This is a genomic window from Streptomyces sp. SID12501, assembly GCF_010550245.1.
Lineage (GTDB): Bacteria > Actinomycetota > Actinomycetes > Streptomycetales > Streptomycetaceae > Streptomyces.
In genome coordinates this window covers 198,716-224,842 of sequence record NZ_JAAGLU010000010.1, presented here as the reverse complement: position 1 = coordinate 224,842, position 26,127 = coordinate 198,716, and the positions used below count along the sequence as shown (strand labels likewise).

The 26,127-nt window shown below is 69.2% G+C and carries 19 protein-coding genes and 1 tRNA gene; 13 read left to right on the top strand and 7 right to left on the bottom strand.

From position 1 onward, the window contains the following. Nucleotides 1–59: 59 nt before the first annotated feature. Nucleotides 60–2,585, top strand: a complete 2,526-nt coding sequence (gene hrpB / locus G3I71_RS14560) for an ATP-dependent helicase HrpB (RefSeq protein ID WP_164314743.1) — start codon at nucleotides 60–62, stop codon at nucleotides 2,583–2,585. Here hrpB and G3I71_RS14555 read toward each other — a convergent pair. The 3 genes from G3I71_RS14555 to G3I71_RS14545 form a co-directional block, all read right to left on the bottom strand. Continuing rightward, nucleotides 2,575–3,567, bottom strand: a complete 993-nt coding sequence (locus G3I71_RS14555) for a DUF3068 domain-containing protein (protein WP_164314741.1) — start codon at nucleotides 3,565–3,567, stop codon at nucleotides 2,575–2,577. The two genes, hrpB and G3I71_RS14555, sit on opposite strands and share 11 nt — an antisense overlap. A 30-nt stretch (nucleotides 3,568–3,597) precedes the next feature. After that, nucleotides 3,598–3,732: an SPW_0924 family protein gene (locus G3I71_RS14550; RefSeq protein ID WP_164314740.1), complete on the bottom strand. Its 135-nt coding sequence runs from the start codon at nucleotides 3,730–3,732 to the stop codon at nucleotides 3,598–3,600. A 158-nt stretch (nucleotides 3,733–3,890) separates the two neighbouring features. Continuing rightward, entirely contained in the window at nucleotides 3,891–5,660 is a 1,770-nt protein-coding gene (locus G3I71_RS14545) for a lytic transglycosylase domain-containing protein (protein WP_164314738.1), read from the bottom strand. Nucleotides 5,661–6,087: 427 nt separating this feature from the next. Here G3I71_RS14545 and G3I71_RS14540 point away from each other — a divergent pair, with 427 nt between their 5' ends. Beyond that, complete coding sequence (locus G3I71_RS14540) at nucleotides 6,088–7,023, top strand: DUF4184 family protein (RefSeq protein ID WP_239149145.1); 936 nt, start codon at nucleotides 6,088–6,090, stop codon at nucleotides 7,021–7,023. 586 nt (nucleotides 7,024–7,609) lie between these two features. Here G3I71_RS14540 and polA read toward each other — a convergent pair. Continuing rightward, complete coding sequence (gene polA / locus G3I71_RS14535) at nucleotides 7,610–10,336, bottom strand: DNA polymerase I (protein ID WP_164314735.1); 2,727 nt, start codon at nucleotides 10,334–10,336, stop codon at nucleotides 7,610–7,612. Between the two features lie 176 nt (nucleotides 10,337–10,512). Here polA and G3I71_RS14530 point away from each other — a divergent pair, with 176 nt between their 5' ends. From G3I71_RS14530 to G3I71_RS14495, 8 genes are all read left to right on the top strand, one after another. Further along, nucleotides 10,513–12,804 (top strand): FdhF/YdeP family oxidoreductase, encoded by a 2,292-nt coding sequence (locus G3I71_RS14530; protein ID WP_164314734.1) that lies wholly within the window; start codon nucleotides 10,513–10,515, stop codon nucleotides 12,802–12,804. A 68-nt stretch (nucleotides 12,805–12,872) separates the two neighbouring features. Next, entirely contained in the window at nucleotides 12,873–13,337 is a 465-nt protein-coding gene (locus G3I71_RS14525) for a PaaI family thioesterase (RefSeq protein ID WP_164314732.1), read from the top strand. 97 nt (nucleotides 13,338–13,434) lie between these two features. Beyond that, entirely contained in the window at nucleotides 13,435–14,112 is a 678-nt protein-coding gene (locus tag G3I71_RS14520) for a hypothetical protein (protein WP_203730248.1), read from the top strand. A 239-nt stretch (nucleotides 14,113–14,351) separates the two neighbouring features. Continuing rightward, nucleotides 14,352–15,569 (top strand): branched-chain amino acid ABC transporter substrate-binding protein, encoded by a 1,218-nt coding sequence (locus G3I71_RS14515; protein ID WP_343242961.1) that lies wholly within the window; start codon nucleotides 14,352–14,354, stop codon nucleotides 15,567–15,569. 109 nt (nucleotides 15,570–15,678) lie between these two features. Then, nucleotides 15,679–16,611, top strand: coding sequence for a branched-chain amino acid ABC transporter permease (locus G3I71_RS14510; RefSeq protein ID WP_164314730.1), 933 nt, complete (start codon nucleotides 15,679–15,681; stop codon nucleotides 16,609–16,611). Between the two features lie 5 nt (nucleotides 16,612–16,616). Then, nucleotides 16,617–18,389: a branched-chain amino acid ABC transporter permease gene (locus G3I71_RS14505; RefSeq protein ID WP_164314846.1), complete on the top strand. Its 1,773-nt coding sequence runs from the start codon at nucleotides 16,617–16,619 to the stop codon at nucleotides 18,387–18,389. Then, complete coding sequence (locus G3I71_RS14500) at nucleotides 18,386–19,267, top strand: ABC transporter ATP-binding protein (protein ID WP_164314728.1); 882 nt, start codon at nucleotides 18,386–18,388, stop codon at nucleotides 19,265–19,267. Before G3I71_RS14505 ends, G3I71_RS14500 begins: the two co-directional genes overlap by 4 nt. Then, a complete protein-coding gene (locus tag G3I71_RS14495) occupies nucleotides 19,264–19,980 on the top strand; it encodes an ABC transporter ATP-binding protein (protein ID WP_164314726.1) in 717 nt (238 codons plus the stop codon). Before G3I71_RS14500 ends, G3I71_RS14495 begins: the two co-directional genes overlap by 4 nt. A 110-nt stretch (nucleotides 19,981–20,090) precedes the next feature. On the opposite strand, the gene G3I71_RS14490 is transcribed toward G3I71_RS14495, so the two are convergent. Beyond that, nucleotides 20,091–20,747: a response regulator gene (locus G3I71_RS14490; RefSeq protein ID WP_164314724.1), complete on the bottom strand. Its 657-nt coding sequence runs from the start codon at nucleotides 20,745–20,747 to the stop codon at nucleotides 20,091–20,093. Nucleotides 20,748–20,843: 96 nt separating this feature from the next. Here G3I71_RS14490 and G3I71_RS14485 point away from each other — a divergent pair. Further along, nucleotides 20,844–20,926 (top strand) — tRNA-Leu (locus G3I71_RS14485). Nucleotides 20,927–21,008: 82 nt separating this feature from the next. Then, nucleotides 21,009–21,797, top strand: a complete 789-nt coding sequence (locus G3I71_RS14480) for a helix-turn-helix domain-containing protein (RefSeq protein ID WP_164314722.1) — start codon at nucleotides 21,009–21,011, stop codon at nucleotides 21,795–21,797. Nucleotides 21,798–21,843: 46 nt separating this feature from the next. On the opposite strand, the gene pyk is transcribed toward G3I71_RS14480, so the two are convergent. Together pyk and G3I71_RS14470 are read right to left on the bottom strand one after the other, a co-directional pair. Continuing rightward, nucleotides 21,844–23,280: a pyruvate kinase gene (gene pyk, locus G3I71_RS14475; protein ID WP_164314720.1), complete on the bottom strand. Its 1,437-nt coding sequence runs from the start codon at nucleotides 23,278–23,280 to the stop codon at nucleotides 21,844–21,846. 157 nt (nucleotides 23,281–23,437) lie between these two features. Beyond that, nucleotides 23,438–24,154, bottom strand: a complete 717-nt coding sequence (locus tag G3I71_RS14470; RefSeq protein ID WP_164314718.1) for an SIMPL domain-containing protein — start codon at nucleotides 24,152–24,154, stop codon at nucleotides 23,438–23,440. A 150-nt stretch (nucleotides 24,155–24,304) separates the two neighbouring features. Here G3I71_RS14470 and G3I71_RS14465 point away from each other — a divergent pair, with 150 nt between their 5' ends. Continuing rightward, nucleotides 24,305–26,110, top strand: a complete 1,806-nt coding sequence (locus G3I71_RS14465) for a bifunctional UDP-sugar hydrolase/5'-nucleotidase (RefSeq protein WP_164314716.1) — start codon at nucleotides 24,305–24,307, stop codon at nucleotides 26,108–26,110. Nucleotides 26,111–26,127: the final 17 nt, after the last annotated feature.

Here is a 26,127-nt window from a genome sequence, read left to right as displayed (position 1 = left end):
GAAAACGCCCTCCACGCACGCGTGGGGGGCGTTTTCCATGGACGTACGACACTGGGGGCGTGATCCGTTACGACGCCCTGGACGTCCTGCCCGTACGCGCTGCCCTGCCCGACCTGACCGACGCGCTCGACGCGCACGGCACCGCCGTCCTCGTGGCGCCGCCCGGAACCGGCAAGACGACGCTGGTGCCGCTGGCGCTGGCGGGGCTGCTGAGGGACGGCGGGCCGGTGCGGCGGGTCGTGGTCGCCGAGCCGAGGCGGATCGCCGCGCGGGCGGCGGCGCGGCGGATGGCGTGGCTGCTGGGCGAGCAGGTCGGCGCGAGCGTCGGGTACACCGTGCGCGGGGAACGGGTCGTAGGGCCACGCACGCGCGTGGAGGTCGTCACGACCGGCGTGCTGCTGCAACGGCTGCAGCGGGACCAGGAGTTGCCGGGCATCGACGTGGTCGTGCTCGACGAGTGCCACGAACGGCACCTGGACGCGGACACCGCGGCGGCTTTCCTGGTCGACGTACGGTCGGCGCTGCGTCCCGAACTGCGGCTGCTGGCGGCGTCGGCGACGACGGACGCCGAGGGCTGGGCAGCCCTGCTGGGCGGTGCGCCGGTGGTCGAGGCCGCGGGTGTGTCGTATCCGGTGGAGGTGGTGTGGGCACCGCCGGGACGTCCGGTACGGCCGCCGCACGGTATGCGCGTCGATCCGGCGCTCCTGGCGCATGTGGCGTCGGTGGTGCGGCGGGCGCTGGCCGAGCGGGCGGGGGACGTGCTGTGTTTCCTGCCCGGCGTGGGGGAGATCGCGCGCGTGGCGGGCCAGTTGCGGGACCTCGGGCCCACGGTGGAGGTGCTCCAGGTGCACGGGCGGGCGCCTGCGGCGGTGCAGGACGCGGTGCTGTCGGGCGGGACGGGTCGCCGGGTGGTGCTGGCGACGTCGGTGGCGGAGTCGTCGCTGACCGTTCCGGGGGTGCGGGTGGTCGTGGACTCCGGGCTGGCGCGGGAGCCGAGGGTGGACCACGCGCGCGGGCTGAGCGCGCTGACGACGGTACGGGCCTCGCAGGCGGCCGGGCGGCAGCGGGCGGGGCGGGCCGGGCGTGAGGCGCCGGGGGCGGTGTACCGCTGCTGGACGGAGGCCGAGGACGCCCGCCTGACGCGTTTTCCGTCCCCGGAGATCAAGGTGGCCGACCTGACGGCGTTCGCCCTCCAGGCGGCCTGCTGGGGCGACCCTGATGCCTCCGGGCTGGCGTTGCTGGACCCGCCGCCCGGCGGTGCGATGGCGGCGGCGCGGGCGGTGCTGACGGCGATCGGCGCGGTGGACGCCGGTGGGCGGGCCACGGACCGGGGCGCCCGTATGTCCCGCCTCGGCCTGCACCCCCGGCTGGCCCGGGCCCTGCTGGACGCGGCCCCCGAGGTGGGCGCGGCCCGGGCCGCCGAGGTGGTCGCACTGCTGAGCGAGGAGCCGCCGCGGGAGTACGGCGACGATCTCGCGGCGGCCTGGCGTACGGCCCGGCGAGGCAACGACGCGTACGCGGCCCGTTGGCGGACGGAGGCTCGCAGACTGCGCTCGGCGGCGCCGGACCCCGTGTCCCGCGAACCCGCGAAAGGCTCCGCCCAGGTCACCGGGGACGACCGCGCGGTCGGGCTCGTCGCCGCGCTCGCCTTTCCCGAGCGGGTCGCCAGGGCTCAGGGCGGTTCGTATCTGATGGTGTCCGGTACCCGGGCCGAGGCCGGTGACGGGTCGGCGCTGCGGGGCGCGCCCTGGATCGCGGTCGCCGTGGCGGACCGGCCGGTGGGGTCCGGGCACGCGCGTGTGCGGCTGGCCGCCACCGTCGACGAGGACACCGCGCGGTCGGCGGCCGGTGCCCTGCATGCCACGGGCGAGGAGGTCCGCTGGTCCGACGGGGACGTCGTCGCCCGGCGGGTCGAGCGGCTCGGGGCGGTGGAACTGGCGGTGCGTCCGCTCCGGGACCCCGACCGCGGACTCGTACGCGATGCCCTTCTTGAGGGGCTGCGGCAGGAGGGGTTCGGGCTGTTGCGGTGGTCCGCGGACGCCGGGACGCTGCGGGAGCGGCTCACGTTTCTTCATCTGCACCTGAGTGCTCCCTGGCCGGACGTCTCCGAAGACGCCCTCCACGCGCGCGTGGACGAGTGGCTGGAGCCCGAGCTGAGCCGGGCGCGGCGGCGGGCCGACCTGGGCCGGATCGAGGCGGGGCAGGCACTCAACCGGCTCATGCCGTGGGCCTCCGGGCAGGCCGGCCGTCTCGACGAGCTGGCACCCGAGCGGCTGGCGGTGCCGAGCGGTTCCAGGATCCGGATCGACTACTCCGATCCCGAACGGCCCGTGCTCGCCGTGAAGTTGCAGGAGATGTTCGGCCTGCGGCAGTCGCCCGCCGTGGCCGGTGTGCCGGTGCTCGTCCATCTGTTGTCCCCCGCCGGGCGGCCCGTCGCCGTCACCGCCGACCTCGCCTCCTTCTGGAAGGACGGCTACAAGGGCGTACGCGCCGAGTTGCGCGGCCGGTATCCGAAGCATCCGTGGCCCGAGGACCCGGCGACCGCCGAGCCGACGCGGCACACGAACGCGCGGCTCAGGCGTTGACCGGCTCGGGGGCCGAGGTCCGTGTGGGGGCGGGGTCGGCCGGCCTGCGTCCGCGGGCCTCCAGGTAGAGGGCGAGGGCCAGCAGTAGCACGCCCAGGGTCAGGAAGCCCCAGGGCAGGTACGACGTCAGCAGCAGGACCAGTACGCGCTGGGACTTGACGAGGGCGACCGTCGAATCGATGTAGTCCTCGCGCATTTTCACGTGCCCGGAGAAGGCCGTCACCTTCTCGCGCCCCGACAGGAGCCTGCCTCCGCGCAGTTCCTCCTGGTGGATCTCCTCGGCGCGGACTGGCGCACCGGTGACCGGTTCCACCCAGAACTTCCGGACCGTGGTGTACCAGCGGGTCGTACCGGACGCGGCGACCGCCTCGGCGGTGATGCCCTTGACCGGCATGTACCTGGGGAAGGGAATCTTCGTCCAGGGGATGGTCTGCTCGAAGTAGTAGACCGACAGGCCGCGGAAGGTCTGTGTGCCCTTGTAGTGGATGGGAGCGGTCACCCGTGCCTGCGCGTCGAAGTACTCGTAGTCCCGCTTCTCGACCAGGAAGGGCCACTTGAACTCGATGCCCTCCCGTTTCACCGGGGCGCCGTCGACCATCTCCCCGGTGGCGTGGACGGGGTCCTGGGTGTGCGCGTCGAAGATGTAGCGCTCGGGGATCTTCGAGACCGTCTTCCCGTCGGGCCCCTGGACATAGGAGAGGCCGTCCCAGACGACCACGTCCCGCCCCGCCGTCCTCTCGATCTTCTCCGAGGCCTCGACGTTGCCCTTGAGGGTCTGCACGATGGTGACCTTGGGGACCTTGACGGCCTGGATCGAGTCGTAGTCGAGGAGGGTCGCGTCCTTCGCCTCCAGGACCATGGTCGTGTACTGGTTCGCCGGGACCTTGGCGAGACGCGGGAAGGCGTACCAGCGCAGCAGCGGGGACAGCGCCGCGAAGAACACGGCGAGGGCGAGCAGGATCAGGCCGGACTTTCGGCGCATCTCGGCCTCCCTCCCGGAGAGGTGCGGCGGCTAAGGATGTGACGGGACCGTGGTCAGCAGCGGCTTCGGGGACGTCGTGCCCGCCGGCGAGCCCAGGGCCGTGATCGTGAGGACGAGCGCGAACGCGAGGGCCAGGCCGGTCGCGGCGGCGATCAGGGCACGCATACGGGGCCTCCTCGGCTGCCGACGTCCAGCTGACGGAGTGTCAGGTCGGGGCACCGTAGCAACGGGTGCCCGAGATGAGAACAGCTCGCACACACGAAAGCGGCACCCCGCGCCGTGAACGGGGTGCCGCTTTCCTGCGTATTGACGCGTACGACGACTTACGCGCTCGGGGAGCTGGAGGCCGAGGGACTGGCCGACTCGGTCGGAGTCGTCGATTCCGTCGTCGACTCGGTCGAGGTGAGTGCCGTCGTCACCGTCAGCTCGACCGTCAGGGTGGCGCCGCCGGTGGTGGTGATGCGGAGCAGGAAGGTGCCGGTCGTGTCGTCCGCGTACAGCTTCGGCAGCTTGAGCAGGCCGTTCGCGTCCGTTTCGAGACCCGTGAGAGTGCGGACCGTCTTACCGTCCGCGTCCTTGAAGTAGGGGCCCTTGGCGTTCACGGTCGCGTCGTCGGCGGAGGTGACCAGGGTCGCGGTGGCCGCGACGCCGTCCGCGACAGCGCCGTCACGCGTCGCCTTGACCTCGACCTGGTCTGCGAACTCGCCGCCCGCCACGCACGTGAGCGCGGTGGTGCCGACGAGGGCGTCGGCGGCGCGGGCGGTGACGGTGACCGAGTAGTCGAGGGCACTGACCGTACGGCCGACGACGACCGCGCGGACCGTGAAGGCGCCCGTGGTCTCGCCCGCCTTGAGCGCGGGTGCGACCGCGACTCCGGTGCTGTCGGTGAGCACGGTGGCGACGCTCTCACCGCCGGTGAAGGTGGTGTCGGTGTCGCCGACGATCGTGAAGCGGATCCTGACCTTGCCGACCGCGTCACCGGCCGTGGTCTCCGCGCGCGTGCTGATCGTCTTGGTGAACGCGTCGCCCGCCGTCGCGGTGAGCTTGGCGGTACCCGCGTCCTCCAGGTGGTCCACCGTGTCGGTCGCCGTCGGCGTGGTGGGCGTGGGAACGGGTGTCGGGGTCGGCGTGGCGGGCCTGCCCGGCTTCGCAGGGGTGGGGGTGCTCGTCCCCGGCGCGCTCGGGCCGGGGCTCGGCGTCGTCGCGCCCGGCGACGGCGTGGGGCTCGCTCCGGAGTTGCCGTCGCTGCGGCTGACGGGCACCGTGCCCGTGCCGTCCGGGACCTCGTGGGTGCCCTTGCGGTAGTACTCCAGCCACGACAGGACGAGGTTCAGATAGTCCGTCGAGTTGTTGTAGCTGAGGATCGCGCGGTTGAGGTCGGCCTGCGTCGACAGGTCCCAGCCGTACCGGCACAGGTAGTGCCCGGCCGCGAGGGCCGCGTCGTAGACGTTGTTGGGGTCTTTCTTGCCGTCGCCGTTGCCGTCGCGGCCCGCCCAGGCCCAGGTCGACGGAATGAACTGCATGGGCCCGACGGCGCTGTCGTAGGTGCTGTTGCCGTCGTACGCGCCGTTGTCGGTGTCCTTGATGAGCGCGAAGCCGTTGCCGTCGAGCTGCGGGCCGAGTATCGGGCTGGTGGTGGTGCCGTTCGCGTCGACCTGGCCGCCGCGGGCCTGACCGGACTCGACCTTGCCGATGGCCGCGAGGAGCTGCCAGGGCAGGTTGCAGCCGGGCTTGGCCGTGCCGAGCGCCGCCTCGGCCTTCTTGTAGGCGTCGAGGACGGTCGCGGGTATGCCGGCCTCGGCCTCGCCGATCGAGACCGACGTGCCTATGGACGACGACTGCGACGTGCTCGGGCTGGGGTTGGGGCTGTGGAGCGGTGGAAGGTCCGTGTAGTACGGCGAGTTGCCGGTCGCGCTCGCACTGTCGTCGGCCGTCACCTCGGACGTGGGCTGGGAGTCGCTGGCGGTCTGTCTGCCCTGGTCGTCGACCGTCGCCCCCGGAGCCTGGGACGCGGACAGAGCCGCGACCGCGAGTGCGGCCACGGCGGTCGTCGCCGCCCCCTTGCGGAGCCTCCTGCCGATGTACGCCGCCATACAGAGAACCCCTCCCGGGCGACAAGTCGCCGTTTTCCACCCGTTTTCGACCAGTTCTGGCCGATCTCGACCAGTCCCGACCGATCTCGGTCAGCTTTACAAACCGGCCATTTCGCCTGATTACACGCCTTGTTCGCGCGTTACACCTGTGTTGCGCTTCGGTGTTCGACCATGCTCCCCAGCAGGCCGACCCAGGCGACCCTACGACAACTTGCGTTGCGCGGACACCCGTTCGTGCCCGATATTCACCGATTGGCCAACTGTGATTCGTCGCGTCCATGGAGCCTGGTGGCCCGCACACGGCTTTTCCCGCGCCCCTCCCACCGTCCCGTCACCGTCCGCCGCAGCCTGCGGCCCTCCCGCATACTGGACGACGGTGATCACCGGGATGGTTCGCCCCCGTCAACATCCGCTCCAGGGAGCCTCCTTGCCGTTCACTCTCAGCCATGCGGCGGCCGTACTGCCCGCCGTACGCGCCGACGGAACCGGACGCGGCCGACTGATACCGGCGGTACTCGTCGCCGGCTCCTTCTCCCCCGATCTGACCTACTTCGCGGCGAGTGTCCTGCCCCAGGCGATGGAGTTCGGCGCAGTCACCCACTCCTTCCCGGGCGTCTTCACGGTCGACGTGGTCGTGGCCTGGGCGCTGGTGGCCCTGTGGGTGCTTCTGCGCGAGCCGCTGGTCGCCCTGCTGCCACGCGCCCGGCAGGGCCGGACGGCGACCCTGCTGCGCTGCGGAACGCCCCGCGCGCGGGTGACACCGTCCCTGATCCTGCGGTGGTACGCCTCGGCGGCCTTCGGCGCCCTGACCCATGTCGTCTGGGACGCGTTCACGCACCACGACCGGTGGGGGGTGCGGCTGTTCCCCGTCCTGGACAGCGAGCTGCGGGGCTCGCCTCTGTACTGGTACCTGCAGTACGGCAGTTCGGCGCTGGCCGCGGTGGTCATCGCGGGATTCGTGTACTACGCGCTACGGCGGACCGGCGCGGTCGAGCCGACAGGCGTACCGATGCTCTCGGTACGGGACCGGTGGCTGGCCTGCGCCGTGATCGGCGGCTGCGCGGCGGTGGGAGCGGTACAGCGGGTGCTGCGCTGGCGGGCGCACTGGGGTTCGACGGCAAAGCCGTGGGAGGTGATCCCGACGTTGTGCTTCGGAGCGGGTGCGGGCCTGCTGTCCGGGCTGATCCTGTACGCGGCGGGGGTCAGGGTCCGTCGTCCCGGGAAGCGGACGGGAGCCTTCGCCCCGGAAGACCACCACCTCCGTACAGAGGGCCGCACGGTAGGCCTTGCAGAAGGTCGCGCGGAGAGGGACGCGGAGGATCACGCGGGAGGGCGGGCCGGAGGGCGTACGGGTTCTCGCTGACCGCCGCGAAGCGGCCGGCGCAGCCACTCGCGCCCCCGACCGGCCCAGAGGCGCCAGGCCTGGACGCGGCCGGACACCGGAGGCCCGGAGCGCGGGCCGAGGTGGGCACGGCGAGTGCGGGCGGGCGGCGCGAGGGCTCGGCGGAGTGCGTCCGCACGGCATCCGAGGGGCGCGACGGCCAGGCTGCCGCCGGGAAAACGGGCGGTGCTCGCGTCGGCCGCGAATGCCGGTATCGCAGAGCGCGTGGGGGCCGTCCGGCGGATGAGCGTGCGTATACCCATGCCCGCATCCTGTCGGGCGGGACCGGGGCAGGCGTGCTCGCGAGGGCCACGCGGGTGACGGGCTCGGCGGGGGCCGGGGCGAGGCCCTGGGGCGGCCCGGGACTGGTCGGCCGAGGCGGCTCCCCCGCGCCCCATGGGGGCGCGGGGAACTGCGCGACCAGCCCCCACCGACCCGCAGCAGGAAACGTACGCGACCGGCCGCCCCACAGGCCCGAGGCAGACGAACCGCGCGTCCGGCCTCACCGGCCCGAGGCAGACAACCCGCCCGCCCGAACCAACCGCCCACCCAGCGGAGCGCCAGAGCGCTAGTGTGCCGCCGACTCCCAGTCGAGCCCCGAGCCCACCGACACGTCCAGCGGTACCCGGAGGGTCACCGCGTCCGCCATCTCCCGGCGGACCAGTTCCTCCGTGGCCTCGCGCTCGCCCGGGGCGATCTCCAGGACGATTTCGTCGTGGACCTGGAGCAGCATGCGGGACTTGAGTTTCGTCTCCTCGAGCGCCCGGCCCACGTTCAGCATGGCGATCTTGACGATGTCCGCCGCCGTGCCCTGGATCGGGGCGTTCAGTGCCATGCGCTCGGCCATCTCGCGGCGCTGGCGGTTGTCGCTGTTCAGGTCGGGGAGGTACCGGCGGCGGCCGAAGAGGGTCTCCGTGTAGCCCGTCGCCCGTGCCTCGTCGACGGCCCGGCGCAGATAGTCCCGTACGCCGCCGAAACGTTCGAAGTACGTGTCCATCAGGCCGCGTGCCTCGCCCGCGTCGATGTTCAGCTGCCCGGACAGGCCGAAGGCCGACAGGCCGTACGCCAGGCCGTACGACATCGCCTTGATCTTGCGGCGCATCTCCGCGTCCACCGCCGTGCGGTCGACCGCGAACACCTGGGAGGCGACCGTGGTGTGCAGGTCCTCCCCTGACGTGAACGCCTCCAGCAGGCCCTCGTCCTCCGAGAGATGGGCCATCACCCGGAGTTCGATCTGGCTGTAGTCCGTGGTCATCAGCGACTCGAAGCCCTCGCCGACCACGAAGCCACGGCGGATTGCCCGGCCCTCGTCCGTACGGACGGGGATGTTCTGGAGGTTGGGGTCGGTGGAGGACAGCCGGCCCGTCGCCGCCACGGTCTGGTTGAACGTGGTGTGGATACGGCCGTCCGCCGCGATCGTCTTGATCAGGCCCTCGACGGTGACACGCAGCTTCGCCTGCTCGCGGTGGCGGAGCATGATGACCGGCAGCTCGTTCTCCGTCTGGTTCGCCAGCCACGCCAGGGCGTCCGCGTCCGTCGTGTAGCCCGTCTTGGTCTTCTTCGTCTTCGGCAGGCCCAGCTCCCCGAAGAGGACCTCCTGAAGCTGCTTGGGCGAGCCGAGGTTGAACTCGTGGCCGACCGCCGCGTGCGCCTCCTTCACCGCCTGTTGCACCGCACTCGCGAACATCTGCTCCATGGCTTCCAGGTGGGCCCGGTCCGCCGCGATGCCGTGCCGCTCCATGCGGGCCAGCAGCGCCGACGTCGGCAGCTCCATGTCCCGCAGCAGATCCGCCGCGCCGACCGCCTGGAGGCGCTCGGCGAACGCCTCGCCCAGGTCGACGATCGTGCGGGCCTGCACCATCAGGGAGTCGGCCTCCGCGCCCTCGTCCGTGCCGAAGGCCAGCTGGCCGTCCGCCGTCGCGGCGGGCGCCAGTTCACGGCCGAGGTACTCCAGGGACAGCGCGTCGAGATCGAAGGAACGGCGGCCCGGCTTGACCAGGTACGCGGCAAGTGCCGTGTCCATGCTCACCCCGGCCACGGTCCAGCCGTGCTCCGCGAAGACCCGCATCGCGCCCTTGACGTTGTGGAACACCTTGGGCCGGTCCGCGTCGGCCAGCCAGGCCGCGAACGCGTTCTCGTCGGCCTCGTCCAGCTCCGCCGGGTCGAACCAGGCCGCCGCTCCCGCGGCCGCGGCGAGCGCGATCTCGGCGACCGAGCCACTGCCCAGCGCCCAGGTGTCGACCGTGGCGACGCCGAGGACCTCCGTGCCGTGCCCGGTGAGCCAGGGGGCCAGCTCGCCCGCGCCGAGCACCGTCCCGTCCACCTCGACACCGGCCTCGGCCACCGGTCCGGCGTCGGCCTCCTCGGCGCCCGGATCAACGGCCAGCAGCCGCTCACGCAGTGAGGGGTTGCGGATCTCCAGCGTGTCGAGGACCAGCGCCACCGCCGTACGGTCGTACGCGGCACGCCCCAGGTCCGTGACTCTCTTCGGGAGTTCGACGTCCCGGACCATCTCCGTGAGCCGGCGGTTGAGCTTGACGGCGTCCAGGTGGTCGCGCAGGTTCTGCCCGGCCTTGCCCTTGACCTCCTCGACCCGCTCGACCAGGTCCGCGAACGACCCGAACTGGTTGATCCACTTCGCCGCCGTCTTCTCACCGACCCCGGGAATGCCGGGCAGGTTGTCGGACGGGTCGCCGCGCAGCGCCGCGAAGTCCGGGTACTGGGCCGGCGTCAACCCGTACTTCTCGAAGACCTTCTCCGGAGTGAACCGGGTCAGCTCGGAGACGCCCTTCGTCGGATACAGCACCGTCGTGTTCTCGGTGACCAGCTGGAAGGAGTCCCGGTCGCCGGTGACGATCAGCACCTCGAAGCCCTCGGCCTCGGCCTGCGTGGCCAGCGTGGCGATGACGTCGTCCGCCTCGAAACCGTCGACCGCGAACCGCTCCGCGTGCATCGCGTCGAGCAGCTCGCCGATCAGCTCGACCTGCCCCTTGAACTCGTCCGGCGTCTTCGACCGGTTCGCCTTGTACTCCGTGAACTCCTCGGAGCGCCAGGTCTTGCGGGACACGTCGAACGCCACCGCGAAGTGCGTGGGCGCCTCGTCGCGCAGCGTGTTGGCGAGCATCGACGCGAAGCCGTAGATCGCGTTCGTCGGCTGTCCCGTCGCGGTCGTGAAATTCTCCGCGGGCAGCGCGAAGAACGCGCGGTACGCCAGCGAGTGCCCGTCCATGAGCATCAGCCGGGGACGGCTCGTGCCGGAGGTCTTCTCGGTCTTCTTCGACGCTGTTTCTGCCACGACCCCGATCCTGCCACGTGCCACTGACAACGCGGGACGCCCGAGCCCTCCAGACCTGTCCACGCCGTTGTCGCTACCCCGTGCGAGGATCGAACTGGTGGCACACGCGCAGGTGCATGATGCGCACGCCCACCACGCGCAAGCGGAGAGACACGTGCAAGCGAAGGGGCTCAGCCATGGCCAGCAAGCCGCCCAAGAGTGATCCGGTCCAGGACGCGCCGCAGGTCGCCGATCCCAAGCATGTCGCGGCCGGGCTGCCCGCCATCGGCCACACCCTGCGCATCGCCCAGCAGCAGATGGGAGTCCGCCGCACCGCGCTGACCCTCCTGCGTGTCAACCAGAAGGACGGCTTCGACTGCCCCGGCTGCGCCTGGCCGGAGCCCGAGCACCGGCACACCGCGGAGTTCTGCGAGAACGGTGCGAAGGCCGTCGCCGAGGAAGCCACCCTGCGCCGCGTCACCCCCGAGTTCTTCGCCGCCCACACCGTGGCCGACCTGGCCGGCCGGAGCGGGTACTGGCTGGGCCAGCAGGGCCGTCTCACCCACCCCATGTACCTGCCCGAGGGCGGCGACCGCTACGAACCGGTCTCCTGGGACCGCGCCTTCGACATCGTCGCCGAGGAGCTCAAGGCCCTCGGCTCGCCCGACGAGGCCCTCTTCTACACCTCGGGCCGCACCAGCAACGAGGCCGCCTTCCTCTATCAGCTGTTCGCCCGCGAACTGGGCACCAACAACCTTCCCGACTGCTCCAACATGTGCCACGAGTCGTCGGGTTCCGCGCTCTCCGAGACCATCGGGGTCGGCAAGGGCAGCGTCCTTCTGGAGGATCTCTACAAGGCCGATCTGATCATCGTCGCCGGCCAGAACCCGGGCACCAACCACCCCCGGATGCTCTCCGCCCTCGAGAAGGCCAAGGCGAACGGCGCGCGGATCATCAGCGTCAACCCGCTGCCCGAGGCCGGGCTGGAACGCTTCAAGAACCCGCAGACCCCCCAGGGCATGATCAAGGGCGCGGCCCTCACCGACCTGTTCCTGCAGATCCGTATCGGCGGCGACCAGGCCCTCTTCCGCCTCCTCAACAAGCTCGTCCTCGACACGGAGGGCGCGGTCGACGAGGCCTTCGTCCGCGAACACACCCACGGCTACGAGGAGTTCGCCGAGGCTGCCCGCGCCGCCGACTGGGACGAGACCCTCACCGCGACGGGCCTCACGCGCGCGGAGATCGAGAAGGCCCTCGGCATGGTCCTGGCCTCCGAACGCACCATCGTGTGCTGGGCGATGGGCCTGACCCAGCACAAGCACTCCGTGCCCACCATCCGCGAAGTGGTCAACTTCCTTCTCCTGCGCGGCAACATAGGCCGCCCGGGCGCCGGCGTGTGCCCGGTGCGCGGCCACTCGAACGTGCAGGGCGACCGCACGATGGGCATCTTCGAGCGCCCCGCCCCCGCCTTCCTGGACGCCCTGGAGAAGGAGTTCGGCTTCGCCCCGCCCCGCGAACACGGTTACGACGTCGTACGGGCCATCCGCGCCCTGCGCGACGGCGAGGCGAAGGTCTTCTTCGCCATGGGCGGCAACTTCGTCTCCGCCTCCCCCGACACGGAGGTCACCGAGGCGGCCATGCGCCGCGCCCGCCTCACCGTGCACGTGTCGACGAAGCTGAACCGCTCGCACGCCGTCACGGGCGCGCGTGCCCTGATCCTGCCGACGCTCGGCCGCACCGAGCGCGACCTCCAGGGCGGCGGCGAGCAGTTCGTGACGGTCGAGGACTCCATGGGCATGGTGCACGCCTCCAGGGGCCGCCTGGTCCCGGCGAGCACGCATCTCCTCTCCGAACCGGCCATCGTCTGCCGGCTGGCCCGGCGCGTCCTGGGCGAGGAGTCCCGCACGCCCTGGGAGGAGTTCGAGAAGGACTACGCCACAGTCCGCGACCGCATCGCGCGCGTGATCCCGGGCTTCGAGAACTTCAACGCGCGCGTGGCTGGTTCTGCTGGTCGCCATGCGGGCTTCACCCTCCCGCACGCCCCGCGCGACGAGCGCCGCTTCCCGACGGCGACCGGCAAGGCGAACTTCACCGCGGCGCCCGTCGAGTTCCCCGAACTCCCCGAAGGCCGCCTGCTCCTGCAGACCCTGCGCTCGCACGACCAGTACAACACCACCATCTACGGCCTGGACGACCGCTACCGGGGCATCAGGAACGGCCGCCGGGTGGTCCTGGTGAACGCCGAGGACGCGCGGGCCCTCGGGGTCGCCGACGGGTCGTACGTCGACCTCGTGAGCGAGTGGAAGGACGGCGTCGAGCGCCGGGCGCCGGGCTTCCGGATCGTGTTCTACCCGACGGCGCGGGGCTGCGCGGCGGCCTACTACCCGGAGACCAACGTCCTGGTCCCCCTGGACGCCACCGCCGACACCAGTAACACCCCGGCCAGCAAATCCGTGGTCGTGCGTCTGGAACAATCGGCTACCGACTGAGCGTTTGCTCAGTGGATGGACGTAGGTGTACGGACGCCGCAGCGACCACGACGAACGGAGCCGGCCCCATGGGCGAGCAGCAGCATGTGAAGTTCCCGCAAGAGGTCATCGACGAGTACACGGCACTCGGTGTCGACGTGATCGCCATGTTCTCCGCGGGACACCTGGGGAACCGGATGGGCGTGCAGATCCTGGAGGCGTCGGCCGACCGCGTCGTCGGCACGATGCCCGTCGAGGGCAACACGCAGCCGTACGGGCTGCTGCACGGGGGCGCGTCCGCGGTGCTGGCCGAGACGCTCGGGTCGGTCGGGGCGATGCTGCACGGGGGGAGCTCGAAGATCGCCGTCGGCGTGGACCTGAACTGCACCCACCACCGCGGAGCCCGCTCCGGACTGGTCACCGGCGTGGCCACGCCGGTGCACCGGGGGCGGTCGACGGCGACGTACGAGGTCGTGATCACGGACGAGGCCGACAAGCGCGTGTGCACGGCACGCCTGACGTGTCTGCTGCGGGACGCGCCCACGGCCGGCTGAGGGAAGTCTCTCGCCCCCGCCGCCCCTACCGTCACATTCCTGGGGCGGCACCCCCAGACCGGCTGGGGGTCTACCGTTCCCCCATGAGGCTGCGACCATGACCGGCATCGGCCCCGTCGAACCCGTCAACTCGCCGGACGCGCAAGAGACTTACGAAGTCATCGGTGCCGACACACCACACTTCACGGATCGCTGGCAGGCTCTGTCACCGCGCGTCCGCAGAGCCGTTCTCGCCACTGTCGCGCTCGCTGCCGCGACAGGCGGAGTCATCGTCCTCCTGCCCCCGAAGCCGTCCACCCCGCCCAGCGCCCTCACCGCCACACCGTGGCCCGCGGACGTCACCACGTTCCGGTACACAGGACTCGCCGCGACCTTCGACTCCGCGCCCACCAGCGGCCTCTTCCGGTTCGCGGTGACCGTACACAGCGGGCCACCCGTCACCCTGCGCGTCACCGGCGCCGCCTTCGACGGCCTCACCGCCCGCATCTCGCCCGCCGAGACCTCCACCATCGGCGCCGGGACCACCCGCCGGATCACCGTCCAGATATCCGTCGTCGACTGCACGGTCCTCCCTCTCGACACGGACCTGCCATTTCTTGACGTAACGCTGCGTAACACACGTGCAATACAGCATCACCGTTTCGCCTTCGGCGGTGCCTACCCCGACGGCCTCTCCGAGCTTCTCGACAGGGCCTGCCGCCCATTGCCCCGGCGGCCAAGCACAAGGGCACAGGCAGAGGCAATCGAGGACGCAGATTCTCAAAGTATGGACTGAAAAAGATTCCGGCCAAACTGGCTGAGATCCACCTTCACCAAGGATCATCAACCGACACGTCATAACAAGAAAGTCACAAGCAAGCCCTCCCATATGCTCCCACCCACAGCGGGGCTTAGAGTCACGGCCAGTCACCGCGCCGCCGGGCGCGTCTACAGCACGACCTGCTCGACCCAGTACGGCCCGGCGAGACACACGGCAGCCCAGCAGGGCCGCTGCGCCAGGGAGAGGATTTAATCGTGCGTCAGCGTTCTTTGGTCGTACTCACCTCCATGCTCACCACGGGAGCACTCGCACTGACCGCGTGCGGTTCACGCGACGACAGCGGAGACAAGAGCGACAGTAAGACCGAGATCATCATCGGCGTCGACGCCCCGCTGACCGGCCAGAACTCCGCCACGGGCCTCGGCATCCAGGGTGGCGTCCAAATCGCCGTCGACGACGCCAACAAGAACAACACCGTTCCCGGCGTGACCTTCAAGGTCCAGGCTCTGGACGACAAGGCGATCCCGGCCCAGGGCCAGTCGAACGCTACGCAGCTCGTCAGCAACAAGAAGGTCCTCGGCGTCGTCGGCCCGCTGAACTCCGGCGTCGCCACTCAGATGCAGCAGGTCTTCGACACCGCCAACCTGGTCGAGATCTCGCCCTCCAACACTGCGCCCGAGCTCACCCAGGGCAAGAACTGGCAGACGGCGAAGTCACGTCCCTTCAAGACGTACTTCCGCACCGCCACCACCGACGCCCTCCAGGGCGGCTTCGCGGCCGAATACGCGTACACCACTCTCAAGAAGCGCAGCGTCTTCGTCGTCGACGACAAGCAGACCTACGGCGCGGGCCTGGCCAAGCTCTTCAAGGCCGGCTTCACCGGCTCCGGCGGCAAGGTCGCCGGCGAGGACCACGTCAACACCGGCGACACGGACTTCTCGGCCCTCGTCACCAAGATCAAGAACTCCAAGGCCGACCTCGTCTACTACGGCGGCCAGTACGACGAGTCCGAGAAGCTCACCAAGCAGCTCAAGGACGGCGGCTCCAAGGTCCCGCTGTTCGGCGGTGACGGTATGTTCACCCCGACCTACATCGAGAGCGCCGGCAAGACCTCCGAGGGCGACCTCGTCACCTCCGTCGGCGCACCCGTCGACTCCCTGCCCTCCGCCGCGGACTTCATCAAGAAGTACAAGGCCTCCGGCCTCAAGGGCGACTACGGCACCTACGGTGGCTACTCCTACGACGCCGCGACCGCCATCATCAAGGCGATCGGCAACGTCGTGAAGGACGGCAAGGTCCCGGACGACGCCCGCGCCCAGATCGTCGCCGAGGTGCAGAAGACCAAGTTCGAGGGCATCGCCGGCCCCGTGGCCTTCGACGAGTACGGTGACACCACCAACAAGCAGCTCACCGTCTACCAGGTCGTCGACGGCAAGTGGAAGGCCGTCAAGAGCGGCACGTTCAACGGCTGACCTCCACCGCCGCTAGCACCACCCACGGGCCGCGCGGCCACGACCACACGTCACCGCGCGGCCCGCTTCACGCCCTGCTTCACTCCCCATCCCACATGGAGGCCATGCGGTGAACACCCTGCCGCAGCAGCTGGCCAACGGGCTGTTCCTCGGCTCGATGTACGGGCTGATCGCCATCGGTTACACGATGGTGTACGGCATCGTCCAGCTCATCAACTTCGCCCATGGCGAGATCTTCATGACCGGCGGCTTCGGCGCACTCACGGTCTACCTCTTCGTCCTCCCCGACGACACATCCATGTGGCTAGCCCTACCGGCGATGCTCATCGGCGGCGGACTCGTCTCCGTCCTCATCGCGGTCGGGGCAGAACGTTTCGCGTACCGACCACTACGCGGAGCGCCACGCCTCGCACCCCTCATCACCGCCATCGGCCTCTCCCTCGCCCTCCAGCAGGCCGTCTTCAACTGGTACCCCGACGCCAAGACCGACCGGAACTTCCCCCAGCTCGACTTCGGCCCCTGGCACCTCGGCTCCATCAGCATCAGCAGCGGCTCCGTGTTCGTCATCGTCGCCGCCCCCCTCTGCATGGCAGCCCTCGCCCTCTTCGTCAACCTCTCCCGCACCGGCCGCGCCATGCAGGCCACCGCGCAGGACCCCGACACCGCCCAGCTCATGGGCATCGACACCAACCGCATCATCGTGATCGCCTTCGCCATCGGCGGGTTCTTCGCCGCGGTCGCCGCCGTCGGCTACGGCCTGCGATACGGCTCGGTCAAGTACGACATGGGCTTCCAGATGGGACTCAAGGCCTTCACCGCCGCCGTCCTCGGCGGTATCGGCAACATCTACGGCGCCATGATCGGCGGCCTCGTCCTCGGCCTCGCCGAAACCATGGCGACCTCCTACATCGACGGCATCCCCGGCATGCAGCAGCTCGGCGGCGGCGGCTGGGCATCCGTCTGGGCCTTCGTCCTCCTCATCCTCGTACTGCTGTTCAGGCCACAAGGCCTGGTCGGCGAACGCGTCGCGGACAGGGCGTGAGCAGCATGGCAACCACCGACCAGACCACGGCCACCCCCGGCGGCCTCATCGCACTCCCCCAGAGCACCGCACGCGTCCTCATCGCCATCGGCGCCGTCGGCACCATCGCCAGCACGTTCATGTCGTGGACCTACACGTCCGAATTCCCCGGGGACCTCACCTACTACGGCTCCCCGGCCGGACTCCAGATCCTCGCCCTCGTCGCCGGCGCACTCACCCTCCTGTACGCGCTCACCCTCTGGAACGTACGCGGCCTCAAGTGGCTCAACCCGGCAGGCGCCACCGCGCCCGTCGCACTCGCCGCCGCCTCCGCGTTCGCCGTCAGCTGGTTCACCACCATCGCGATCGCCGTCGACCTCAAGGGCCTCGTGGCCCTCGACCCCGGCGCCTACATCGCCGCGATCGCCTCACTGGCGGCCCTCCTCGGCGCCCTCGCACTCCCCCAGCCCGGTGACACGGCCAAGAGCTACATCACCAAGCCCGAGAACATCCCCGCGGCGACCAGGCTCCCCGGCTGGGTCGAACGCCTCGTCATCTCCGCCGCCACCGCCTTCGCCCTGCTCGTCTTCGCCTACGGCATCGGCGTCGACCCGGAGGCCAGCGAAACGTTCCTCGGCTATCTGCTGCTCGTCGTCTTCGGCGCCTGGGCACTGCTCACCGCCGGCCTCTTCGACCGCATCTCCGAACTCAACGCCCGCCACAAGGGATTCGCCACCTCCATGGCGTTCCTCGCCGCGGCGCTCTTCCCCTTCGTCGAGAACGACGAGCACAACTCCAACATCGGCGTGAACATCCTCGTCGTCGCCACCGTCGCCCTCGGCCTCAACATCGTCGTCGGCCTCACCGGACTCCTCGACCTCGGATACGTCGCCTTCCTCGGCGTCGGCGCCTACGCCGCGGCCCTGGTCTCCGGCTCCGAGTTCTCCCGGTTCTCCGGCGTCCAGTTCCCCTTCTGGGCCGCCATGCTCACCGGCATGCTCGCCTCGCTCGTCTTCGGCGTCCTCATCGGCGCCCCCACCCTGCGACTGCGCGGCGACTACCTCGCCATCGTCACCCTGGGCTTCGGAGAGATCTTCCGCATCACCGTCAACAACCTCGACGGCACCTCCGGACCCAACATCACCAACGGCCCCAACGGCATCTCGATGATCCCCGACCTGGAGATCTTCGGCTTCAACTTCGGGACCGCCCACGACATCGGCTCGATCACCATCGGCCGATTCGCGAACTACTTCCTGCTGATGCTGGTCATCACCGCGATCGTCGTCGTCGTCTTCAACAGGGCAGCGGACTCCCGCATCGGCCGCTCCTGGATCGCCATCCGCGAGGACGAGACCGCCGCCACCGCCATGGGCATCAACGGCTTCCGCGTCAAACTCATCGCCTTCGCACTCGGCGCCTCCCTCGCCGGCCTCGCCGGTACGGTCAGCGCCCACGTCGGCTACAGCGTCAACCCCGCGCCCTACCAGTTCGCCGGCTCCGTCCCGCCGAACTCCGCCTTCCTGCTCGCCGCGGTGGTCCTCGGTGGCATGGGCACCGTCAACGGCCCCATCCTCGGCGCCACGCTCCTCTACCTGCTCCCCGAGAAGCTCGGCTTCCTCAAGGAGTACCAGCTCTTCGCCTTCGGCCTCGCCCTCGTGGTCCTCATGCGCTTCCGGCCCGAAGGCATCATTGCCAACCGGCGCCGCCAGCTCGAATTCCACGAGACGGGCCAACTCGACACCCCCGAAACCGGCCTCCCCGACTCCACCGTCGGCGTCACCAAGGCAGGGGCGTGACCCACATGACCACCACCACGGCCACCAGCCCCGTCCTCGAAGCCACCGGCGTGACCATGCGCTTCGGCGGCCTCACCGCCGTGCACAACGTCGACCTCACCGTCAACACCGGCGAGATCGTCGGCCTCATCGGCCCCAACGGCGCGGGCAAGACCACCTTCTTCAACTGTCTGACCGGTCTGTACGTCCCCACCGAAGGCAAGGTCGCCTACAAGGGCAAGGTCCTCCCGCCCAAGCCCCACCTCGTGACCAGCGCCGGCATCGCCCGCACCTTCCAGAACATCCGGCTCTTCTCCAACATGACCGTCCTGGAAAACGTCCTCGTAGGCCGCCACACCCGAACGAAGGAAGGCCTCTGGTCGGCCCTCCTCCGTGGCCCCGGCTTCCGCAGGGCCGAAGCCACCTCCCGCGAACGCGCCATGGAACTCCTCGAGTTCATCGGCCTCGCCCACAAGGCCGACCACCTCTCCCGCAACCTCCCCTACGGCGAACAGCGCAAGCTCGAAATCGCCCGGGCCATGGCGAGCGAACCCGGCCTCCTCCTTCTGGACGAGCCCACCGCCGGCATGAACCCCCAGGAGACACGGGCGACCGAAGACCTCGTCTTCGCCATCCGCGACCGGGGCATGGCCGTCCTCGTCATCGAGCACGACATGCGCTTCATCTTCAATCTGAGCGACCGCGTCGCCTGTCTCGTCCAAGGCGAAAAGATCGTCGAAGGCACCTCGGAAGTCGTCCAGAACGACGACCGCGTCATCGCCGCCTACCTCGGCACCCCCTTCGAAGGCGCCCCCGGCGCCGAGGAGATCGCCGAAGTCGAAGCGGCCGAAGCCGCCGGAGCGCAGAGCACCACCAGCACGGAAGGACCTGCCAAGTGACCGCACTGCTGGAGGTCGAAGACCTCAAGGTCGCCTACGGCAAGATCGAAGCCGTCAAGGGCATCTCCTTCACCGTCGAAGCCGGCCAGATCGTCACCCTCATCGGCACCAACGGCGCCGGCAAGACCACCACGCTGCGCACCCTGTCGGGGCTCCTCAAGCCCAGCAGCGGCCGCGTCCTCTTCGACGGCAAGCCGATCACCGGCACCCCCGCCCACAAGATCGTCGCTCTCGGCCTCGCCCACTCACCCGAGGGACGCCACATCTTCCCCCGGCTGACGATCACCGAAAACCTCCAGCTCGGAGCGTTTCTGCGCACCGACAAGGCAGGCATCGAGAAGGACATCCAGCGCGCCTACGACCTCTTCCCCATCCTCGGGGAACGCAGGAAGCAGGCCGCGGGAACCCTCTCCGGCGGCGAACAGCAGATGCTCGCCATGGGCCGCGCCCTGATGTCCCAGCCCAAGCTGCTGATGCTCGACGAGCCGTCCATGGGCCTCTCGCCGATCATGATGCAGAAGATCATGGCGACCATCGTCGAACTCAAGGCCGCCGGCACGACCATCCTCCTCGTCGAGCAGAACGCCCAGGCGGCGCTCTCCCTCGCCGACCAGGGACACGTCATGGAGGTCGGCAACATCGTGCTCTCCGGCACCGGCCAGCACCTGCTGCACGACGACTCGGTCAGAAAGGCTTACCTCGGCGAGGACTGAGTCCTTCGACGGTACGCACACGGCGTGTACGAGGAGGCCCGCACCCCTGGCCGGGGGTGCGGGCCTCCTCGTACACCTACGTTGGTCTCGTACGTCCGTCCGTGGCCGCGTCAGCCCTTCGCGGCCTTCTTCTCCTCGGCGTCGGCGATGACCGCCTCGGCGACCTGCTGCATGGACATACGCCGGTCCATCGACGTCTTCTGGATCCACCGGAACGCGGCGGGCTCGGACAGGCCGTACTCCGTCTGGAGGACCGACTTGGCACGATCGACGAGCTTGCGGGTCTCCAGCCGCAGGGTGAGATCCGCGATCTCCTTCTCCAGCGTCCGCATCTCGTTGAACCGCGACACCGCCATCTCGATCGCCGGCACGACATCGCTCTTGCTGAACGGCTTCACGAGGTACGCCATGGCTCCGGCGTCCCGGGCCCGCTCGACGAGGTCGCGCTGCGAGAAGGCGGTCAGCATCAGCACGGGCGCGATGGACTCCTCGGCGATCTTCTCGGCCGCCGAGATGCCGTCGAGCTTCGGCATCTTCACATCGAGGATGACGAGGTCGGGCCGGTGCTTACGGGCAAGCTCCACGGCCTCCTCGCCGTCACCGGCCTCACCGACGACGGAGTAGCCCTCTTCTTCGAGCATCTCCTTGAGATCGAGCCGGATGAGCGCCTCGTCCTCGGCAATGACGACACGGGTCGTCAGCGGAGGCACGTGCGACTTGTCGTCGTCGGGCGCGTCTGCGGGCTGGGGCGACTCGGGGGCGGTCACGGGGGCTCCTTGATACGGGCCGGGCACTGCTGCTGCTTTGCAGCCTACCTAGCGGCGTGGACCTGCGGTGAACCGGTACACTCGCGTCAGCGCCTGGCCGGGTTGGTGGAATGGCATACACGGAGGTCTCAAACACCTCTGCCTGAGAGGGCTTGCGGGTTCGAATCCCGCACCCGGCACATCTGGAAGCGGATGCTCACGTTCTCGTGAACATCCGCTTTTTGCTGCGTGTCGTCGCGATCAGTGACACAGAGTGCTCGCATGAATTTTCACGGCACTGACGTGCGACAGAAGGCGGTCACACTGCTACGCGGCGGTGCAAAGAACGCAGAGGTGGCGCGGCGCCTCAACGTCCCACTCGGGACAGTCGGTTACTGGAAGCACATGGACCGAGCCAAGCACGGCGAATGCCCCGGGAAGCACGACCCCAAGTGTCATCGCTGCGACGGCCGGGAACTCGACGAAGAGGCCTACAGCTACCTACTCGGCCTCTACCTCGGCGACGGCCACATCAGCCAATATTCCGAGCACCGTGTGCCCAACCTGATGATCACCTGCACCGAGTCCTGGACCGGCCTCATGGACGAGTGTGAGCGGGCCATGCGCGCGGTTTTCCCCGACAACTCCGTCTGCCGTGTCCGCAGGACCGGCTGCAGCAACGTAAAGGTCTATTCGAAGCACCTGCATTGCCTCTTCCCTCAGCACGGCCCCGGCAAGAAGCACGACCGCCGCATCGCCCTGGAGCCCTGGCAACAGGACATCGTCGACGCGCACCCCTGGGCATTTATTCGCGGCCTCATCCACTCCGACGGCTGCCGCATCACCAACTGGACCACTCGCCTGGTCGCCGGTGAGCGCAAGCGCTACGAATACCCTCGCTACTTCTTCACCAACAAGTCCGACGACATCAGGAAGCTCTTCAGCGACACCCTCGACAAAGTCGGCGTCGAGTGGACCAGCCTCGCCCGAGGCAGTGACCCCTTCAATATCTCCGTCGCCCGCAAAGCCTCCGTAGCCCTGATGGACACACACGTAGGCCCCAAGCACTGACCGAAGAAGGGCCCCTCCGTCAAAGAGGGGCCCATCGGGGGAACGCCTACTTGGGGCTGTCGTCCTCCCCGATGTGGTGCACCCGCACCAGATTGGTGGAGCCGGAGACCCCGGGCGGGGAGCCGGCCGTGATCACCACCACGTCGCCCTTCTGGCAGCGCCCGTACTTCAGCAGCAGTTCGTCCACCTGGTCGACCATCGCGTCCGTGGAGTCGACATGCGGGCCCAGGAACGTCTCCACGCCCCACGTCAGCGTCAGCTGGGACCGGGTCTCCGGGTCCGGGGTGAAGGCCAGGAGCGGGATCGGGGACCTGTACCGGGACAGTCGCTTCACCGTGTCGCCGGACTGGGTGAACGCCACCAGGAACTTCGCGCCGAGGAAGTCGCCCATCTCGGCCGCCGCACGGGCCACCGCGCCGCCCTGCGTGCGGGGCTTGTTGCGGTCCGTCAGTGGCGGAAGGCCCTTGGCCAGGATGTCCTCCTCGGCCGCCTCGATGATCTTCGCCATCGTGCGGACCGTCTCGATGGCGTACTTGCCCACGCTCGTCTCGCCGGACAGCATGACCGCGTCCGTGCCGTCGATGACCGCGTTCGCCACGTCCGAAGCTTCCGCCCTTGTCGGGCGGGAGTTCTCGATCATCGATTCGAGCATCTGTGTGGCGACGATGACCGGCTTGGCGTTGCGCTTAGCCAGCTTGATCGCGCGCTTCTGGACGATGGGGACCTGCTCCAGGGGCATTTCGACGCCGAGGTCGCCGCGGGCGACCATGATGCCGTCGAAGGCGGCGACGATGTCGTCGATCGCTTCGACCGCCTGCGGCTTCTCGACCTTGGCGATGACCGGGAGGCGGCGGTGTTCCTCGTCCATGATGCGGTGGACGTCGTCGATGTCGCGTGCGCTGCGAACGAAGGACAGCGCGATGACGTCGAAGCCGGTGCGCAGTGCCCAGCGGAGGTCCGCCTCGTCCTTGTCGGAGAGGGCGGGGACCGACACCGCCACGCCGGGGAGGTTGAGGCCCTTGTGGTCGGAGATCACTCCGCCTTCGACGACCCTGGTGTGGACGCGGGGTCCGTCGACGGCGGTGACCTGGAGGCAGACCTTGCCGTCGTCGACGAGGACGAGTTCGCCGGGGGTGACGTCGGTGGCGAGGCCCGCGTAGGTGGTTCCGCAGGTCTGCTGGTCGCCTTCGACGCCTTCTTCGACGGTGATGGTGAAGGTGTCCCCGCGTTCGAGGAGTACGGGGCCTTCGGCGAAGCGGCCGAGTCGGATCTTCGGGCCTTGAAGGTCGGCGAGGAGGCCGATGCTGCGGCCGGTTTCGTCGGCGGCCTTGCGGACGTGCTGGTAACGCACCTCGTGTTCGGCGTAGCTGCCGTGACTGAGGTTGAAGCGGGCCACGTCCATTCCGGCATCGACCAGTGCTTTGATCTGGTCGTACGAGTCGGTGGCGGGGCCCAGAGTACAGACGATCTTTGCTCGACGCATACTTCGAGCGTAGGCCTTACCGGTGGGTAGCGAATTGGCGCTGCATGACTACTCAACAACCGTTGCGTGAAGGGTTATTGACAACTGTTGAATTGCGCGCCGGGTTGCTCCGATGAGCATTTCAGTGCCCTGATCGCAAGCCTGGCGGTAAGCCTGTTCACAGCTGTGGCGGCACCATTGTGAAGCGGGCGTTCACCTGTGCGTAGACCTGTTGCCGCTGCGGCTCCAGATCGAGTGGCGCGGCCTCGTCCGCGACCTCGGCTCCGGCGAAGGCCGCGCGACGGAGAGAACGGGACTGGACCCCGTACTCCATGGGCTGGGCGGCCTCGGCGCCCACGTCCGCCAGCTCCACCAGGGCCGCCAGCGAGGTGCCCAGGGCTTCCGCGTACTCGCGAGCCCTTTGCACCGCCTCCCGTACGGCTTGTCGGCGGGCGTCGCGGTGGGCCGGGGAGTCGGGGCGCAGGGCCCACCAGGGGCCGTCGACGCCGGTGAGGTCCAGGTCGGCGAGTTTGCTGGTCAGTTCGCCGAGGGCGGTGAAGTCGGTGAGTTCGGCGGTGAGGTGGACGCGGCCGTGGTAGGCGCGGACGCGTTCTCCGCGGCCGTGTTTGGTGAGTTCCGGGGTGATGGAGAAGGCTCCTGTCTCCAGGCGTTCCACCGCCTCGCCGTAGGTCTTCACGAGGTCCAGGACGGTGGTGTTGCGGCGGGTCAGGTCGTCCAGTGCCGAGCGGCGGTCCGTGCCCCTTGCGCCGATCGTGATACCGATGCGGGCGATCTCGGGGTCGACTTCGAGGTGGGCTTCGCCACGGACGGCGATGCGGGGGGCGTCCGGGGTGCCGTAGGGGACAGCTGTGGGGTGCTCCGGGCTGGAGGTCATACGCCCCACTCTGTCACTCGTAGGGCGGTTGCGGACCGTGTTGCGGAGTCTGCCGGTCACCAGATCGAAACCTTTGGGGGCTGTTGCCACCGGTCGTGCGCGGGTCAGAATCTACGCGCGTCGTTGACCATTCCCCGAGGAGCCCGAAACATGCCGTTGAACCGCCGGAAGTTCCTGAAGAAGTCCGCTGTGACCGGGGCGGGGGTGGCGCTGACCAGTGCTGTCGTGGCTCCGGCGGCGCAGGCCGCGGAGGCGAAGAAGCCCGCGAAGCCGGTGAAGCGTTACTCCCTGACCGTGATGGGCACGACCGACCTGCACGGTCACATCTTCAACTGGGACTACTTCAAGAACGCGGAGTACTCCGACGCGAAGGGCAACGCGCAGGGGCTGGCCCGTATCTCGACGCTGGTGGAGCAGGTCCGCAAGGAGAAGGGGCGCTGCAACACGCTGCTGCTCGACGCGGGCGACACGATCCAGGGCACCCCGCTGACGTACTACTACGCGAAGGTCGACCCGATCACCGCCAAGGGCGGCCCGGTGCACCCGATGGCGCAGGCGATGAACGCCATCGGGTACGACGCGGTGGCACTCGGCAACCACGAGTTCAACTACGGCATCGAGACGCTGCGCAAGTTCGAGTCGCAGTGCCGTTTCCCGCTGCTGGGTGCGAACGCGCTGGACGCGAAGACGCTGAAGCCGGCGTTCCCTCCGTACCTCATGAAGACGTTCCATGTGAAGGGTGCTCCGCCGGTCAAGGTGGCTGTGCTGGGGCTGACGAACCCGGGTATCGCGATCTGGGACAAGGCGTACGTGCAGGGGAAGCTGACGTTCCCGGGTCTGGAGGAGCAGGCGGCGAAGTGGGTGCCGAAGCTGCGTTCGATGGGTGCGGACGTGGTCGTCGTGTCGGCGCACTCGGGGTCCTCGGGGACTTCCTCGTACGGTGACCAGCTGCCGTACGTCGAGAACTCGGCGGCTCTCGTGGCGCAGCAGGTGCCGGGTATCGACGCGATTCTGGTCGGTCACGCGCACACGGAGATCGCCGAGCTGAAGGTCACGAACACGGCGACCGGCAAGACGGTGGTGCTGTCGGAGCCGCTGGCGTACGCGGAGCGGCTGTCGCTGTTCGATGTCGAGCTGGTGTTCGAGAAGGGTAAGTGGGCTGTCGAGTCGGTCGCGGCGACCGTGCGTGACTCGAAGACGGTCGCGGACGACCCGAGGATCACCAAGCTGCTGAAGGACGAGCACGACGTTGTCGTGGCGTACGTCAACCAGGTGGTCGGTACGGCGACGGAGACGTTGACGACGGTCGAGGCGCGTTACAAGGACGCTCCGATCATCGACCTGATCACGAAGGTCCAGGAGGACGTCGTGAAGGCGGCGCTGGTGGGGACGTCGTATGCGTCGCTGCCGGTGATCGCGCAGGCGTCGCCGTTCTCGAGGACGTCGGCGATCCCGGCCGGCCAGGTGACGATCCGGGATCTGTCGAGTCTGTATGTGTACGACAACACGCTGGTCGCGAAGTTGCTGACGGGCGCGCAGGTGCGGGCGTACCTGGAGTACTCGGCGCAGTACTTCGTGCAGACGGCGGCGGGCGCGGTGATCGACGTGGAGAAGCTGACGAACGCGGCGAACCGGCCGGACTACAACTACGACTACGTGTCGGGTCTGACGTACGACATCGACATCGCGCAGGCGGCCGGTTCGCGGATCAAGAACCTGGCCTACAACGGTGCCGCGCTGGACGACGCCCAGCAGTTCGTGTTCGCGGTGAACAACTACCGTGCCAACGGCGGCGGGGCGTTCCCGCATGTGGCGTCGGCGCAGGAGCTGTGGTCGGAGTCGACGGAGATCCGGACGCGGATCTCCGAGTGGGTGACGGCGAAGGGTGTGCTGGATCCGAAGGAGTTCGCGTCGGTGGACTGGAAGCTGACGCGCGACGGCACGCCGGTGTTCTAGTCACCGGTCTCCGTAGG

What these genes read in the sequence shown, in the direction of transcription:
- G3I71_RS14555 (WP_164314741.1), bottom strand. Translation starts at nt 3,567, where the DNA reads ATGCGCCGAAAGTCCGGCCTGATCCTGCTCGCCCTCGCCGTGTTCTTC.
- G3I71_RS14550 (WP_164314740.1), bottom strand. Translation starts at nt 3,732, where the DNA reads ATGCGTGCCCTGATCGCCGCCGCGACCGGCCTGGCCCTCGCGTTCGCG.
- G3I71_RS14545 (WP_164314738.1), bottom strand. Translation starts at nt 5,660, where the DNA reads ATGGCGGCGTACATCGGCAGGAGGCTCCGCAAGGGGGCGGCGACGACC.
- G3I71_RS14530 (WP_164314734.1), top strand. Translation starts at nt 10,513, where the DNA reads ATGGCCAGCAAGCCGCCCAAGAGTGATCCGGTCCAGGACGCGCCGCAG.
- G3I71_RS14525 (WP_164314732.1), top strand. Translation starts at nt 12,873, where the DNA reads ATGGGCGAGCAGCAGCATGTGAAGTTCCCGCAAGAGGTCATCGACGAG.
- G3I71_RS14520 (WP_203730248.1), top strand. Translation starts at nt 13,435, where the DNA reads ATGACCGGCATCGGCCCCGTCGAACCCGTCAACTCGCCGGACGCGCAA.
- G3I71_RS14505 (WP_164314846.1), top strand. Translation starts at nt 16,617, where the DNA reads ATGGCAACCACCGACCAGACCACGGCCACCCCCGGCGGCCTCATCGCA.
- G3I71_RS14480 (WP_164314722.1), top strand. Translation starts at nt 21,009, where the DNA reads ATGAATTTTCACGGCACTGACGTGCGACAGAAGGCGGTCACACTGCTA.
- pyk (WP_164314720.1), bottom strand. Translation starts at nt 23,280, where the DNA reads ATGCGTCGAGCAAAGATCGTCTGTACTCTGGGCCCCGCCACCGACTCG.
- G3I71_RS14470 (WP_164314718.1), bottom strand. Translation starts at nt 24,154, where the DNA reads ATGACCTCCAGCCCGGAGCACCCCACAGCTGTCCCCTACGGCACCCCG.
- G3I71_RS14465 (WP_164314716.1), top strand. Translation starts at nt 24,305, where the DNA reads ATGCCGTTGAACCGCCGGAAGTTCCTGAAGAAGTCCGCTGTGACCGGG.